9 protein-coding genes and 1 tRNA gene are annotated in these 14,856 nt (G+C 72.6%); 7 read left to right on the top strand and 3 right to left on the bottom strand.

All coding sequences use genetic code 11. The annotated features are described in order from the left end of the window. Positions 1-218 precede the first annotated feature (218 nt). From K7C20_RS14000 to K7C20_RS13990, 3 genes are read left to right on the top strand one after another with little or no spacing between them, the layout of a single operon-like run. The gene (locus tag K7C20_RS14000; RefSeq protein WP_030077462.1) at positions 219-1,115 is read left to right on the top strand and encodes an FAD binding domain-containing protein; all 897 of its coding nucleotides are present in this window, start codon (positions 219-221) and stop codon (positions 1,113-1,115) included. Next, entirely contained in the window at positions 1,112-3,511 is a 2,400-nt protein-coding gene (locus K7C20_RS13995; RefSeq protein WP_053209748.1) for a (2Fe-2S)-binding protein, read from the top strand. Before K7C20_RS14000 ends, K7C20_RS13995 begins: the two co-directional genes overlap by 4 nt. Next, on the top strand, positions 3,508-5,838 hold the full coding sequence (locus tag K7C20_RS13990; RefSeq protein WP_053209749.1) for a xanthine dehydrogenase family protein molybdopterin-binding subunit: 2,331 nt from the start codon (positions 3,508-3,510) through the stop codon (positions 5,836-5,838). The genes K7C20_RS13995 and K7C20_RS13990 overlap by 4 nt, the downstream gene beginning before the upstream one ends. Before the next feature lie 157 nt (positions 5,839-5,995). Here K7C20_RS13990 and K7C20_RS13985 read toward each other — a convergent pair whose 3' ends face one another. The 3 genes from K7C20_RS13985 to K7C20_RS13975 form a co-directional block, all read right to left on the bottom strand. Continuing rightward, positions 5,996-7,117, bottom strand: a complete 1,122-nt coding sequence (locus K7C20_RS13985) for a M20 family metallopeptidase (RefSeq protein ID WP_078953416.1) — start codon at positions 7,115-7,117, stop codon at positions 5,996-5,998. A 793-nt stretch (positions 7,118-7,910) separates the two neighbouring features. Next, a tRNA-Cys gene (locus tag K7C20_RS13980) sits at positions 7,911-7,985 on the bottom strand. Between the two features lie 218 nt (positions 7,986-8,203). Next, the gene (locus K7C20_RS13975) at positions 8,204-9,067 is read right to left on the bottom strand and encodes an alpha/beta fold hydrolase (protein ID WP_030077443.1); all 864 of its coding nucleotides are present in this window, start codon (positions 9,065-9,067) and stop codon (positions 8,204-8,206) included. 219 nt (positions 9,068-9,286) lie between these two features. Between K7C20_RS13975 and K7C20_RS13970 the strand changes: the two genes are divergently transcribed. From K7C20_RS13970 to K7C20_RS13955, 4 genes are all read left to right on the top strand, one after another. Next, positions 9,287-10,843: an MFS transporter gene (locus tag K7C20_RS13970; RefSeq protein WP_246655302.1), complete on the top strand. Its 1,557-nt coding sequence runs from the start codon at positions 9,287-9,289 to the stop codon at positions 10,841-10,843. A gap of 182 nt (positions 10,844-11,025) precedes the next feature. Next, entirely contained in the window at positions 11,026-12,822 is a 1,797-nt protein-coding gene (locus K7C20_RS13965) for a DEAD/DEAH box helicase (RefSeq protein WP_030077439.1), read from the top strand. Positions 12,823-13,274: 452 nt separating this feature from the next. After that, entirely contained in the window at positions 13,275-13,916 is a 642-nt protein-coding gene (locus K7C20_RS13960) for an IclR family transcriptional regulator (RefSeq protein ID WP_030077437.1), read from the top strand. Positions 13,917-14,023: 107 nt separating this feature from the next. Further along, on the top strand, positions 14,024-14,803 hold the full coding sequence (locus K7C20_RS13955; RefSeq protein WP_030077436.1) for a S16 family serine protease: 780 nt from the start codon (positions 14,024-14,026) through the stop codon (positions 14,801-14,803). Positions 14,804-14,856: the final 53 nt, after the last annotated feature.

The following is a 14,856-nucleotide window of genomic DNA, read 5'->3' as shown; positions in this document are numbered from 1 at the left end:
CGACGCCGGACTCCTCCGCCGACGCGCCACACCGCAATTCCCGCACGGCCGGCGGCGGACGAAACCGGACCAGCGCCCTGTCCGGGGACGGATCGCCGGTTCGCGGACCCTCGCGCCGAGGGCCCGGGAAGATGTGCCAGAGTTGCCACGTCCGGGCTGGGAGCACGTACCGTACGGCGGAGCGGAACTGCCGGGACACCGGGGAAGGGGCAGCTGGCTTGACCACGCACGCACCGCACGCGTCGCACACGGTGACGTTGCCGGCCTCGCTCGACGAGGCGGTGGCGGCGCTCACGGCCATGCCTGCCGCCGTGCCCGTCGCAGGCGGCACCGATCTCATGGCGGCGGTCAACGCCGGACTCCTCAGACCCGCAGCCCTGGTGGGCCTCGGCCGGATCAGCGAGATCCGCGGCTGGCAGTACCTGGACGGCCATGCGCTGCTCGGCGCCGGCCTCACCCTCGCCCGTATGGGACGCCCCGATTTCGCCGCCCTGATCCCGGGCCTCGCCGCCGCCGCCCGCGCGGCCGGCCCGCCGCAGGTCCGCAACGCAGGCACCCTCGGCGGCAACATCGTGACCTCCGCGCCCACGGGCGACACCCTCCCGGTGCTCGCCGCCCTCGAAGCCACGGTGATCATCGCCGGCCCCGGGGGCGGCCGCCGCGAGATCCCGGTCAGCCATCTCCTGGCCGGCCGGGAGATGCTGAACCCCGGCGAACTCGTCGGCTTCGTACGGGTGCCGCTGCTGCACGCCCCGCAGACCTTCCTCAAGGCCACCGGCCGCACCGGCCCCGGCCGGGCCACCGCCTCCGTGGCGCTCGTCCTGGACCCGGCCAGGCGCGGCGTGCGCTGCGCGGTGGGCGCGGTCGCCGCCATGCCGCTGCGCCCCCTGGAGGCCGAACAGTGGGTGGCCTCGCTCATCGACTGGGACGGCGAACGCGGCCTGGTGCCCGAGGCACTGACGGCCTTCGGTGACTATGTCGCCGCCGCCTGCATCCCGGACCCGGCACCGCCCGAGGACGGTTCGGAACCGGCCACCCTGCCGCCGGCCGCACTGCACCTGCGCCGTACGGTGGCAGCCCTGGCCCGCCGCGCACTTGGGAGGGCGCTCTCGTGAGCGACGACAACCGTCATCCGTACCAGCCGCACCCCGATCAGGGCTGGCAGCCGCTGCCGCAGGGCGGCGAGTACGAGTCGGAGGCGACGGCCTTCGTACAGCTCCCGGAAGGGTTCACCACCGGGGTCTACGGAGGCGGTTCGCCCCGGTACGGCACCCCGGGCACCGAGCCGCTCGCCGCACCCGGCCACGGCTACACCCCGCCGGCCTCCTTCACCCCGCACGACCCCACGTCGCCGGCTACGGACGAGGGTGCCGATCCGGCGGCCACGGGCCAGTGGACGATGCCCTTCGCGGACCACTCGGCCGGCTACGCCGACCCGTCCGCCGGATACCCGGCCCAGGCGGAGCATGCGGGCCACCACGGCCCGTCCACGGGCTACCACGGCGACGCTCCCGAGGGAGCCCGGTCGTGGCACGGCGACCCGGTGGACTGGCCCGTCGCGGGCAGCCAGGAGGCGGGTGGCACCGGTACCTGGTCGGTCCCCGCGGCGGCGGACGACGGCCTGGAGGAATCCGGCGAATACCTGCTCGGCGACGACGGACTGACGGGGTATACGGGACTTACGGGCGGCCATCCGGGCCACCCCGGTCACTCGGGGCATCCCGGTCACTCGGGTCATCCCGGGCATCCGGGCTTCACGGGCCCCGGGGGCGCCGCCGGTTATCAGGGCGGGTACCCGGGCGCCGGTGCGTACGACGGCGCCGGGGGCACGGCGGACAGCGGCGAGGCCGCCGGGACCGGTCACTGGAACTTCAGCGCCGGGCTGAACGCCACGGGCGGCCCGGAACCACACTCCGCGGCGCCGCATGAGGCCTCGCGCGATGCCTCGCACGGCGGAGCGGTGCACGATCCCTTCGCTCACGCGCGCGATCCGTATGCGCACGACGCACACGACGCGCAGGAGAGCGGCCTGCCGGACCGCGGTGCCGAGCCGGACGGTGAACTGCCCGGCGACGGTGGCCCGTCGGGCGGCGACCCGTACGGGACGGGCGCGGGCGGTCTGAACGGCGCCGCCGGCGCGGCGACCGGACACTGGTCGCTGCCGGCCGACGCACTGGCCCAGTGGCCGCCGGCCCCGGAGGCGGCGCAGCCGCCGCACGACGGGGCGCCGCAGCACCACGAGGCGGCGCAGCACCACGAGGCGCCGGAGCGGCCCGACGGGGCGGCGGACGCGCACGGCACCGGCGGGTGGACGATCCCGGGGGCCGAGGGTGAACAGCAGGACGATTCGGGCGAGTTCGCGTTCACCGACACGGGCGGGCCCGTTGCGCCTGGGGCCTCCTCCTCGCCCGTTTCATCCGCCTCGTCTGCCGGACCGGGTGCCAACGGCCTCGCGGCCGCCTTCCCGGAGCGCGTGAAGCACGGCGAGCACACCGAGTCCGGTCGGCCCACCGGCCCCGACGACCTCGCGGGTCCGGCGGGTGCCGGACACGTCGGCGAGGATGCCGGGGCGGACGAGGGCGCCGGGACGAATGAGAGCGCCGGGACGGACGAGAGAGCCGACGGACTCCGTCGTGCCGGCATCGCCGGCCGGGCGGAGCCCACCGAGGGTGCCGGAGCCACCGGTAACGGGGGCCCCGCCGACGCCGAGGGCTCCGCCGATCCCGGGGGCTCCGCTGACACCGGGGGCTCCGCTGACACCGGGGGCTCCGCCGACACCGGGGGCTCCGCCGAGCTCGTCGACGCCGCCTCCGCATCCGCCTCCGCTTCCGCATCCGTTTCGGACCTCGCGGACGACCCCGGCATCGACACCCACGACGAACACCCCGCCGCCTCCTACGTCCTGCGGGTGAACGGCATCGACCGCCCGGTCACCCACGCCTGGATCGGTGAGTCCCTGCTCTATGTGCTGCGCGAGCGGCTCGGCCTGGCCGGTGCCAAGGACGGCTGTTCGCAGGGCGAGTGCGGGGCCTGCTCCGTCCAGGTGGACGGGCGGCTGGTGGCGTCCTGCCTGGTGCCCGCGGCCACCACCGCCGGCAGTGAGGTCCGTACGGTCGAGGGGCTCGCGGAGAACGGTGTGCCCTCCGACGTGCAGTGCGCGCTCGCCGCCTCCGGTGCGGTGCAGTGCGGCTTCTGCGTACCGGGGATGGCGATGACCGTCCACGACCTCCTGGAGGGCAACCACGCCCCCAGCGAGCTGGAGACCCGTAAGGCGCTGTGCGGCAACCTCTGCCGCTGCTCCGGCTACCGGGGCGTGCTGGACGCCGTCGACGAGGTCGTCAAGGCCCGCGCGGCGGCCGCGGAGGCCGCGGAGGCCGCCTACGCCCCGGCGGACGACGCCGAGGGGGCGGCGCCGCCGGACACCGCCCGTATCCCCCACCAGGCGGGCCCCTCCGACCCCACGGGCCACGCCCCGCACGACCAGGATCCGCACACGGGAGGCTCCGCATGAGTGGCACGTCCGATGGCGCAGGTGCCGTCACCGCGACCCCTGCGGCGGGCGTCCAGATCCCCGACGAGCAGCCGGCGCACGGCCTGGGCGTCTCCCTGCCGCCCGCCGACGCGTCGGCCAAGACGGAAGGCACCTTCCCGTACGCCGCCGACCTGTGGGCCGAGGGGCTGTTGTGGGCCGCGGTGCTGCGCTCACCGCACCCGCGCGCGCGGATCCTGTCCCTCGACACCAAGCAGGCCGAGGAGATGCCGGGCGTCCGGGTCGTCGTCACACACGAGGACGTTCCCGGTGACGCGGGGCACGGCCGGGGCACCGCCGACCGCCCGGTCTTCGCCAAGGACGAGGTCCGCCACCACGGCGAGCCGATCGCCGCGGTGGCCGCCGACCACCCCGACACGGCGCGGCTGGCCGCCGCCGCCATCGCCGTCGAGTACGAGATCCAGGAGGCGGTCACCGACCCCCAACTGGCTTTCGAGGCGGAGCCGTTGCACCCGGACGGCAACCTCATCCGGCACATCCCGCTCCGCTTCGGCGACCCCGATGTCGTGGGCGAGGTGATGGTCGAGGGGCTCTACCGGATCGGCCGCCAGGACCCGGCGCCCATCGGGGCCGAGGCCGGGCTCGCGGTGCCGCGCCCCGATGGCGGCGTGGAGATCTACACCGCCTCCACGGACCCGCACACCGACCGTGATCTGGCCGCCGCCTCCTTCGGCCTGGAACCGGAGCAGGTCAAGGTCGTGGTGACCGGCGTGCCCGGTGCCACCGCCGACCGCGAGGACCCCGGCATCCAGCTGCCGCTCGGCCTGCTGGCGCTGCGTACGGGCTGCCCCGTCAAGCTCGCCGCCACCCGCGAGGAGTCCTTCCTCTCGCACGCCCACCGCCACCCCACGCTGCTGCGCTACCGCCACCACGCGGACGCCGACGGCAAGTTGCTCAAGGTGGAGGCGCAGATCCTCATGGACGCCGGCGCCTACGCCGACACCTCCGCCGATGCGCTCGCCGCCGCCGTCTCCTTCTCCTGCGGCCCGTACGTCGTCCCGCACGCCGTCGTCGACGGCTGGGCGGTGCGCACCAACAACCCGCCGTCCGGCCATGTGCGCGGCGAGGGCGCGATGCAGGTCTGCGCCGCCTACGAGGGCCAGATGGACAAGCTGGCCGCCCGGTTGGGCCTGGAGCCCGCCGAGATCCGGCTGCGCAATGTCATGGCCACCGGCGATCTGCTGCCCACGGGGCAGACCGTGACCTGTCCGGCTCCGGTCGCCGAACTCCTGCACGCCGTCAAGGAAGCGCCGCTTCCCGAGCTGCCCAAGGACGCGCCCGAAGCGGAGTGGCTGCTGCCGGGCGGCCCCGAGGGTGCGGGCGAGCCGGGCGCGGTGCGCCGCGGCGTCGGCTACGCGCTGGGCATGGTGCACATGCTCGGCGCGGAGGGCACCGACGAGGTCTCCACCGCGACCGTCAAGGTCAGCGGCTCGGTCGCCACCGTCATCTGCGCCGCCGTCGAGACCGGATCCGGGTTCTCCACGCTGGCGCGGCAGATCGTGCAGGAGACGCTCGGCGTCGAAGAAGTGCATGTCGCGGGCGTCGACACCGACCAGCCGCCGGCCGGCCCGGCCTGCCACGGGCGGCACACCTGGGTCTCCGGTGGAGCCGTCGAGCGCGCCGCCAAGATGGTCCGTACGCAGCTGTTGCAGCCGCTGGCCCACAAGTTCGGGATGTCCCACGAGCTGCTCCAGATCAACGACGGCAAGATCACGTCGTACGACGGGGTGCTCAGCACCACCGTCGCCGAGGCGCTGGACGGCAAGGAACTGTGGGCGACCGCCCAGTGCCGTCCGCACCCGACCGAGCCGCTGGACGAGGGCGGCCAGGGCGATGCGTTCGTGGGGCTCGCCTTCTGCGCGATCCGCTGCGTCGCCGATGTCGACATCGAGCTGGGCACCATCCGGGTCGTGGAGATGACCGTCGCCCAGGACGTGGGCCGGGTGCTCAACCCCCGCCAGCTGCGGGCCCGTATCGAGGCCGGCGTCACCCAGGGCCTGGGCGCCGCCCTGATGGAGAACCTGCGCACCACCCGCGGTCAGGTCCGCCATCCCGACCTGACCGGCTATGCGCTGCCGACCGCCCTCGACGCTCCGGACATCCGCATCGTCAAGCTCGTCGAGGAACGGGACGTGATCGCCCCCTTCGGCGCCAAGCCCGCCAGCGCGATCCCGGTCGTCACCTCACCGGCCGCCGTGGCCTCCGCTGTCCGCGCCGCCACCGGCCGCCCCATCGGCCGCCTCCCGATCCGCCCGCAGGCGGCGGTGGCGCAGGTGGTGCAGCAGTAGGAGGGGGTGGGGGAGGCCGGTGCGGGGCGGGCCGGGACTCGGGCTGGGTTGGTTGGGGTGGGTCCCGGCTGATCTGGGGCTGAAGGTTCGTGACCGCAGTGCGTGACCGCAGTTCGTGACCGCGGTGCGCGACCGCAGCGCCCGACGGCGTGGGCGCTCACAGGTCGCGCAGGCTCTCCTTCTCCGCTGCGTTCTGCCGCGCGTGCACCAGCCCGGCAACAAGGTCCGCCCGCTCGGCCATGGCGCCGATCACCAGATACTCGTGGTCGGCGTGGGCGCCGCCCCCGACTGCTCCGAGGCCGTCGAGGGTGGGCACCCCCAGCGCGGCCGTGAAGTTGCCGTCGCTTCCGCCGCCGACTGCCATGCCTTCGATGCCGGGAAGCAGTCGCCGTGCCACCGCAAAGAGTTCTGCCGCCGCCGACTCGGGCATCGGGGGCCGGCTGACGGCTCCCTGAACCGCGATCTCCGCCTCGTCGAGATGCGGAGCCAGTCCCGCGAACGCCGCTTCGATGCGGTCCTTCTCGTCGGCCGACTCGACCCGGACGTCGACGATGACGGTCGCCTCCGCGGGAACGACGTTGTCCAGGGTTCCTGCGGACGCGACGGTCGGGGTGACGGTCGTGCCGATGTCGGGCCTGTCGAGCGCTGCGATATCCAGTACCTGGTGGGAGGCCTCGATCAGGGCGTTGACCCCGGCCGCGGGCTCAAGGCCTGCGTGCGACGCCCGGCCCGTGACGGAGACTTGGAACGTGCCGCAGCCTTTACGGCCGGTCTTCAGGCCGCCGCCCTCGGCAGCGCCCTCGCACACCAGTACCGCGCCGCAGGCAAGGGCTCGTTCTTCGATGAGGGCTCGGGAGGAGCGGGAGCCGACCTCTTCGTCGGCGGTCACCAGGATCTCGACGCCCGACCGGTCATCGAGCGTCGCCAGGCCGTGAATGGCCTGCACCAGACCGCCCAGCATGTCAAAGACCCCGGGGCCGGTGGCATGCCCGTCTTCGACCGTGAACGGGCGCCGTTCAAGGGTGCCGAGGGGAAACACCGTGTCATGGTGACCGAGGATCAGCACTGCGGGATCGCCACCGGCCGACCAGTGGACGTGCGGCCCGGCGTCGCTCGCAATGAGGTTGGACCGCCCGCCCAGACGGCTCTCGATGACGGCGGCGACGGCTTCGGCCGAGGCCGTCAAGGCGTGGAGATCGCGCGAGGGAGACTCGATTTCGACGAGTGTCCTGAGGTCCGCAAGCATCGCGTCAACACTCACGTTTACGGTCTTGTGCATCGTCACGCCGCAAGGGTACGCGGCGCGCTGCCTGCCACTTGTGCACAGGCCGACACCAACTCCGTGTGCCTGACGCTGATTTCCTTCTCTCTCTCCGTGCAGGAGCCGGTGATTGCCAGGCTCAGGACGTGAGCCGTTGCCGGAGTGCCGGCCGGGGTGCGTCTTTAGATGAAGTCGCATACTTGCCTTACGAGACAGCTGTATTGGGTCCAGCGAAGCCAGCTTGCGGGCCGTGAAGCGTAGGTGGAGCCTGGAATTACAGCACGTTCAGGAATATTTCCCAAGAGATGGAGCCGTTGCCATGGCCAGCAAAATGTGGCGGCGAATAGCCGGAGTCCTTGGCGCCTGTTGCGCAGCGTCGGCAATTGCCTTTTCAACAGCAGCCCCGATGGCTAGTGCAGTTTCCCAAGAGCGAACGGTAGCCGCCTCCTCTGACTCACCGAACAGAAGCTGGTGCGATCGCCACCCGGGCAGGTGCGGTCAGAACCAGAGGAATAACCAGCGGGATAACAACCAGAGGGATAACCAGAGGGAGAAGCCGCCGAGGTGCTTCACGACTGAGAGGTTCGACTCCGCCACGGGTCGGGTCGTGTCGAGCAAGGTGTGCATCCCGCAGTGACGAAGTCCGCCAGAGGACGGCTTGTCCCGCCCGCCGGGTGTCAGTTGGGATTTAATGGCAAATCCCCGCTCGCCCCGGCGGGTTGGTTGCGTTCCGGGGGATCGTCATAGGGATTGCGGTGAGGGAGGCCCTCCGTTGGGAGAGCCTCCCTACTTGCAGCCTGTGCAGGGGCGTTGGAGGCCGTGGCGGGAATCGAACCCACGTAACTCGCTTTGCAGGCGAGTCCCTAAACCACTCGGGCACACGGCCGGGTTGCTGTGCTGATCCCGACTGTAGGCCGCCGAGTGGGGTGTCCGGCAAGGGGACGGGGCGGGGTGCCATGGAGCTGTCATGCGGGGCAACAGGGGGCAACATGCCGTTCATGAAGCCGGGCCTGTGCCGTCGGGGCGGGGCTCCGGTGGGGCTCCGGTGGGCGCCCCTGTCCCTCAAGGCGTCGTCCCTCAAGGCGTCGTCCCTCAAGCCGTCCCTCAGGCCGTGTGCAGGAACTCCTCCACCACCGGTCCGAACATCTCCGGTGCATCCACCCATGGGTAGTGGCCCACCTCGTGCAGCTGCCGCACCCGCGCGTCCGGGAACGACGCGGCCACCAGCTCGCCCGCCCGCATACCGGTCACCGCGTCCCGGTCACCGGTCACCACCAGCACCGGGCAGGTCACCTCCCGCAGCCCGGCCGCCAGCGCCGTCCGCAGCTGCTCGTCCACGCCCTGCCAGAACCCGGCCCGGGGTACCGGCCCCAACTGCTCGCCCTCCGTGGCGGCATGGGCCCGCTGCGGCTCGTCCCACCGTCCGTAGGCGAGCGGTGCCGCGGCGAACAGCAGCTCCCGTACTTCGCTCAGATCGGACGCGTCGGCCAGCTGCTGTACGGCCGCCGAAGCCTGCGGCCACCACTCCTCGTGCGCCCGCGACGCGAAGATCTCCTGTGCGTCGTCGGGAAGTTCGCCCTGGAGACGGGAGCCGGGGCAGACCAGCACCAGCCGGCTCAGCCGTTGCGGATGCCCCGCCGCGTACGCCTGCGCGACCGCGGCACCCGCGTCGTGCGCGAGCAGCGCGAACCGCTCCAGGCCCAGGTGCTCGCGGAGCGCTTCGACATCCTCGGAGAGCTGCGGGAAGGCATAGCGGGACGGGTCGGCGGCGGACGGGGAGTCGCCGGTGCCGCGGCTGTCCGGGATGATCAGCTGCCGGTGTGCGGCCATCCCGCCGAGGTCGCCCAGGTACGCGGCGTCCCGCCCGGGGCCGCCGGCCAGGCACACCAGGGGCGGCAGGGGCGAGTCGGCCGGTCCGAGGACGCGGTAGTGGAGCTCGACATCGTCGTATGTACGGAAGTGCGGCATACGGACAGCTTGCCCGGCGTGCGGCAAGGAGAACTCGCGGCAACGACGACGAAGGGGCGCGCGGCGTCGGAGGCGAGGGAGAGCCGCGCCGGCCACCGCGAGGCATCGCCGACCACCGCGGCGCAGGACCGACGGCCACCGCGACGTAGGACCGACGACCGACCCGATCCCCGTCTCCCGACAGGGGCACAGCCGCCATACGGCCCTTACGCTGGCTCGATGACCGCTGACCGCCCCCGCGGCGCCGACCCCGACCCCGGCGCCGAGATCGATCCCCCCGCTGCCCCCGCCCCCGACTCCGCCACCAGCACCGTCGTCGCCGCCACCACCACCCACCCGACCCACTCCGCGCCCCCCGGCGACGCGCCCGATGGCGCCGGCATCCTCGGCCGTGCCCACCGCGCGCTCACCTTCGGGATCATCTCCGTCGTCTCGGTCGTCGCCTTCGAGGCGAGTGCCGTGAACACCGCGATGCCCGTCGCCGCCCGCGCCCTGGACGGCATCGGTCTGTACGCCTTCGCCTTCTCCGCCTTCTTCACGGCGAGCCTGTTCGCGATGGCGCTCGCGGGGGAGTGGAGCGACCGGCGCGGCCCGCTCGGACCGCTGTTCGGCGGGATCGCCGCGTTCGGGGTGGGGCTGCTGGTGGCGGGCGGTGCCCCGAGCATGGGGATGTTCATCGCCGGCCGCGGGGTGCAGGGCATCGGCGGCGGGCTGGTGGTGGTATCGCTGTATGTGGTCGTCGGCCGTGCCTATCCCGAGCGGTTGCGCCCGTCGATCATGGCGTCGTTCTCGGCGGCCTGGGTGGTGCCGGTGATCGTCGGTCCGCTGGTCGCGGGGGCCGTCACCGAACAGCTCGGCTGGCGCTGGGTCTTCCTCGCCATCCCCCTCCTGATACTGCTGCCGCTCGCGGTGATGCTGCCCGCGTTGCGCAAGCTGCCCCGTACACCGCCCGGCCCGCGCGGCGGCGCGCGGCAGGTGCTGGGCAACCGGCGCTGTCTGCTCGCGCTGGCCGTCGCCGTGGGCGCCTGCCTGCTCCAGTACGCGGGCCAGCATCCGGCCTGGTTCGCGCTGCTGCCCGCGGGCGCCGGACTGGCCCTGCTGGTACCGGGCATCGTGCGGCTGCTGCCCCGCGGCACGTTCCGGGCGGCGCGCGGTCTGCCGAGCGTGGTGCTGATGCGTGGGCTGGCCGCGGGCGCGCTGGTCGCCGCCGAGAGCTTCATCCCGCTGATGCTGGTGACCCAGCGCGGACTGTCCGCCACCCTCGCCGGCCTCTCCCTCACCGGCGGCGGACTGACCTGGGCGCTCGGTTCGTACGTCCAGAGCAGGCCGCGGATGGAGCCGTACCGGGAGCGGCTGATGGGCCTGGGGATGGTCCTCCTGGCGGCGGCCATCGTGACGGTGCCGCTGGCCCTGCTCGACGGCGTGCCGGCCGCGATCGTCGCGGCGGGCTGGACGGTCGGGGGGTTCGGCATGGGCCTGAACATCTCCAGTGGCGGCGTCCTGCTGCTGAAGCTGTCCCGGCCGCAGGAGGCGGGCAGCAACTCCGCGTCCCTCCAGATGTCGGACGCACTGGGCAATGTCACCTTCGTCGGCCTCAGCGGTGTGCTGTTCGTGGCGTTCGGCGGTGGCTCGATCGCGGTGGACGGGCCCGCGGCCGCCGCCGGTGCCGGTTCGGTGAGTCATCCGGCGGCCTTCGCGGCCGTGTTCGCGGCGATGGCGGTGGTGGCGCTGGCGGGCGCCGGTGTAACAACCCGGTTGCGGCCGGAGCGGGGTTGAGGGAGCGGCGCCGACGGCCGCGGCACCGCCCCCACCACGGGAACCACCGGCATCCAGGGCCGGATGGCGACTGTGACCTCGGTCCCACCCCGGGGTGACCCGGCGTCGTAACCCCGGAGCGTGAACCGGCGCACGGGTAGGCTGACGCGGTTGCCGATCGCCGAGTTCAGCCGACGGAGACCGTGACTACCACCACCAGCGCCACCAATAACCATCATCTGTCCCCGGCCTTCCCGGGACGGGCCCCTTGGGGTACCGCGAACAAGCTGCGTGCCTGGCAGCAGGCGGCCATGGACCGCTACATCCAGACCCAGCCGAGAGACTTCCTCGCCGTCGCGACGCCCGGAGCCGGCAAGACGACGTTCGCGCTCACGCTCGCCTCGTGGCTGCTGCACCACCACGTCGTGCAGCAGGTGACTGTCGTCGCACCGACCGAGCATCTGAAGAAGCAGTGGGCGGAGGCGGCGGCGCGGATAGGGATCAAGCTCGACCCGGAGTACAGCGCGGGGCCGTTGGGCCGCGAGTACCACGGCGTCGCGATCACCTATGCCGGTGTGGGCGTACGGCCCATGCTGCACCGCAACCGGATCGAGCAGCGCAAGACGCTGGTCATCCTCGACGAGATCCACCACGCCGGTGACTCGAAGTCATGGGGCGAGGCGTGCCTGGAGGCTTTCGAGCCGGCCACCCGGCGGCTCGCGCTGACCGGTACGCCCTTCCGGTCCGACACCAACCCGATTCCGTTCGTGACGTACGAGGAGGGCAACGACGGCATCCGGCGTTCCTCCGCCGACTACACCTATGGATACGGGAACGCGCTGGGCGACGGCGTCGTCCGGCCGGTCATCTTCCTCTCCTACAGCGGCAACATGCGCTGGCGGACGAAGGCGGGCGACGAGATCGCGGCCCGGCTCGGCGAGCCGATGACCAAGGACGCGGTCTCGCAGGCCTGGCGTACCGCGCTGGATCCGCGCGGCGAGTGGATGCCCAATGTGCTGCGCGCCGCCGACCAGCGGCTGAGCGAGGTCCGTAAGTCCATCCCGGACGCCGGGGCGCTGGTGATCGCCTCCGACCAGGAGCAGGCACGGGCGTACGCCAAGCTGATCCGGGAGATCACGGGCGAGGGCGCCACCCTCGTCCTGTCCGACGACTCCGGGGCCTCGCAGCGCATCGACGACTTCGCGTACTCCCAGGACCGCTGGATGGTCGCGGTCCGGATGGTGTCCGAGGGGGTGGACGTGCCGCGGCTGGCGGTCGGGGTGTACGCCACCACGATCTCGACGCCGCTGTTCTTCGCGCAGGCCGTCGGGCGCTTCGTGCGCTCCCGCAAGCGCGGCGAGACCGCCTCCGTCTTCCTGCCCACCGTCCCGATGCTCCTCGGCTTCGCCAACGAGATGGAGGTCGAGCGCGACCACGTCCTCGACAAGCCGAAGAAGGACGGGGAGGAGGACCCGTACGCCGAATCCGAGAAGGAGATGGAGGAGGCGAACAAGGAGCAGGACGAGGACACCGGCGAGCAGGAGCAGTTCTCGTTCGAGGCGCTGGAGTCGGAGGCGGTCTTCGACCGGGTGCTCTACGACGGTGCCGAGTTCGGGATGCAGGCCCACGCGGGCAGCGAGGAGGAGCAGGACTACCTCGGCATCCCCGGACTGCTGGAGCCCGACCAGGTGCAGATGCTGCTCCAGAAGCGGCAGGCGCGGCAGATCGCCCACAGCAAGAAGCGGCCGGATGCGGAGGCGGATCTGCTGGAGCTGCCGGCCGAGCGGCGTCCCGTGGTCACGCACAAGGAGCTGCTGGAGCTCAGGAAGCAGCTGAACACGCTGGTGGGGGCGTATGTCCACCAGAGCGGGAAGCCGCACGGTGTGATCCACACCGAGCTGCGGCGGGTGTGCGGCGGGCCGCCGAGCGCGGAGGCCACCGCCGGGCAGCTGGGTGAGCGGATCAAGAAGGTACGGGAGTGGGCCACGCGGATGAAGTGAGTCCGCCTGTGGCGCGTAGGGGCGGTGTGCCGGTTGCGGCGCGCCGCCCCTTGCTCGTTCGTTCCCCTCGGTCGTTCCCCTCGGTCGTTCCTCTCGGTCGTTCCCTCCCCCCGTTCGTTCTCGCCCCGCTCGTTCTCCCCCCTCTCCTACGACGGGGCGAAGCGGAGTGACGCATTCCCATAACGCCCGGATGGCGCTGTAGCCCAACCTGAAACACAACGGGCCGTTGTGAGCGGACCTACAGGGATATTCCGGGCGGGAAAGCCCGGATTCTGGACGGACTCTTCCGCTCACCGGACTGGCTCGCTACTGTCCCGCTCACGCACACGCCCCGTGGCAGCGCCGCCGCGGAGCGCAGCCGGTGCCATGCGGCCGGCGGCCTCTAGCGCGCGCTGCTCCGGGACCCTCGTAGCGCGTCGCGTCCGAGTGCCGCCACTCACCCAGGAGGCGTCGTGACCGCAGAGACCTCCCAGACCCTCGACCGAGGGCTGCGCGTCCTCAAACTGCTTGCCGACACCGACCACGGGCTGACCGTCACCGAGCTCTCCAACAAGCTCGGCGTCAACCGCACCGTGGTCTACCGTCTGCTGGCCACGCTGGAGCAGCACGCTCTGGTGCGCCGCGACATAGGTGGCCGGGCCCGGGTCGGTCTGGGCGTGCTGCGCCTGGGCCGTCAGGTGCATCCGCTGGTCAGAGAGGCCGCACTGCCCGCGCTGCGGTCGCTCGCCGAGGACGTGGGGGCCACCGCGCACCTCACCCTCGTCGACGGTACGGAAGCGCTGGCCGTCGCCGTGGTGGAGCCGACCTGGACCGATTACCACGTGGCCTACCGGGCGGGGTTCCGTCATCCGCTGGACCGGGGCGCCGCCGGGCGGGCGATCCTCAAGGCCCGGCAGGGCCGCACCCAGGACGCCGGACTCGCCCTGACGCACGGGGAGTTGGAGGCCGGCGCGAGCGGCGCGGCGGCGCCGCTGCTCGGGGTGAGCGGCATCGAGGGGAGCGTGGGCGTGGTGATGCTCGCGGACACCGTCTCCGAGCGGATCGGACCGCGGGTGGTGGACGCGGCCCGGGAGGTGTCGGAGGCGCTGCGCTGAGGCCGTGGGTGCGCCCGGGGTCACGGGGTGTGAAGGGGCGGTGGCCGTGTCGTGAGGCCACAGCGCCTTGAGGCTCTGTTGGAGCGGCTGTCAATTAGGGTGGCGGAGTGTCCTCACGCACCCGCGCCCTGGCTTTCTGCGCCGCCCTCGTTCTCGCCCTCATCCTCGCCGCGGCGTTCGCCCCGCTGCCGTATTCGGTCGCCTATCCGGGCATGACGGCGAACGTCCTCGGCAACGACAAGGGCAAGCCGGTGATCACCATCACCGGCGCCGGGACCCGTAAGACGAGCGGGCAGCTGCGCATGACCTCGATCGTCGCCACCGGCCCGGACGCCTCGGTCCATCTGCCGGACATCCTCAAGGGGTGGCTGAGCACGGACGAGGCCGTGATGCCGCGGGAGGCGGTCTACCCGGTGGGGGAGAACACCGAGGAGATCGCCGAGCACAACGCGAAGCAGATGGAGGAGTCCCAGGACACCGCCACCAGCGCCGCGCTCGGGCGGCTCGGCAAGTCCGCCAAGGACATCAAGGTGAAGCTGAGCCTCGCGGACGTGGGCGGACCCAGCGCCGGACTGATGTTCGCCCTCGGCATCGTCGACAAGCTGGACGGCGACGGTGCGGGCCACGACCTGACCGGCGGGCGCACCATCGCCGGTACGGGGACCATCACCGCCGGTGGCAAGGTCGGCGCGGTGGGCGGGGTCCCGCTGAAGACCCAGGCCGCGCACCGGGACGGCGCCTCGGTCTTCCTGGTCCCGCGCAAGGAGTGCACGGACGCGCGGGCGGAGCTGCCGAAGGGGATGCGGCTGGTCCCGGTCACGACGCTCGACGGCGCGGTGGACGCCCTGAAGGCCCTGCGGGCCGGGGGCAAGGTTCCCAGCTGCTGAGCGGCGCCACCGCCCGCGTTCCGCCGCTCCCGTCTGCGCCGCGCCGCCCCTGC

Origin of the sequence: Streptomyces decoyicus, from assembly GCF_019880305.1 — a bacterium.
In the GTDB taxonomy this organism is placed as follows: Bacteria; Actinomycetota; Actinomycetes; order Streptomycetales; family Streptomycetaceae; genus Streptomyces; species Streptomyces decoyicus.
Note: the sequence above shows the minus strand (reverse complement) of the source record. Positions and strands in the feature narration are given on the sequence as shown.

What these genes read in the sequence shown, in the direction of transcription:
- K7C20_RS13975 (WP_030077443.1), bottom strand. Translation starts at nt 9,067, where the DNA reads ATGCCGCACTTCCGTACATACGACGATGTCGAGCTCCACTACCGCGTC.
- K7C20_RS13985 (WP_078953416.1), bottom strand. Translation starts at nt 7,117, where the DNA reads ATGCACAAGACCGTAAACGTGAGTGTTGACGCGATGCTTGCGGACCTC.
- K7C20_RS13990 (WP_053209749.1), top strand. Translation starts at nt 3,508, where the DNA reads ATGAGTGGCACGTCCGATGGCGCAGGTGCCGTCACCGCGACCCCTGCG.
- K7C20_RS13970 (WP_246655302.1), top strand. Translation starts at nt 9,287, where the DNA reads ATGACCGCTGACCGCCCCCGCGGCGCCGACCCCGACCCCGGCGCCGAG.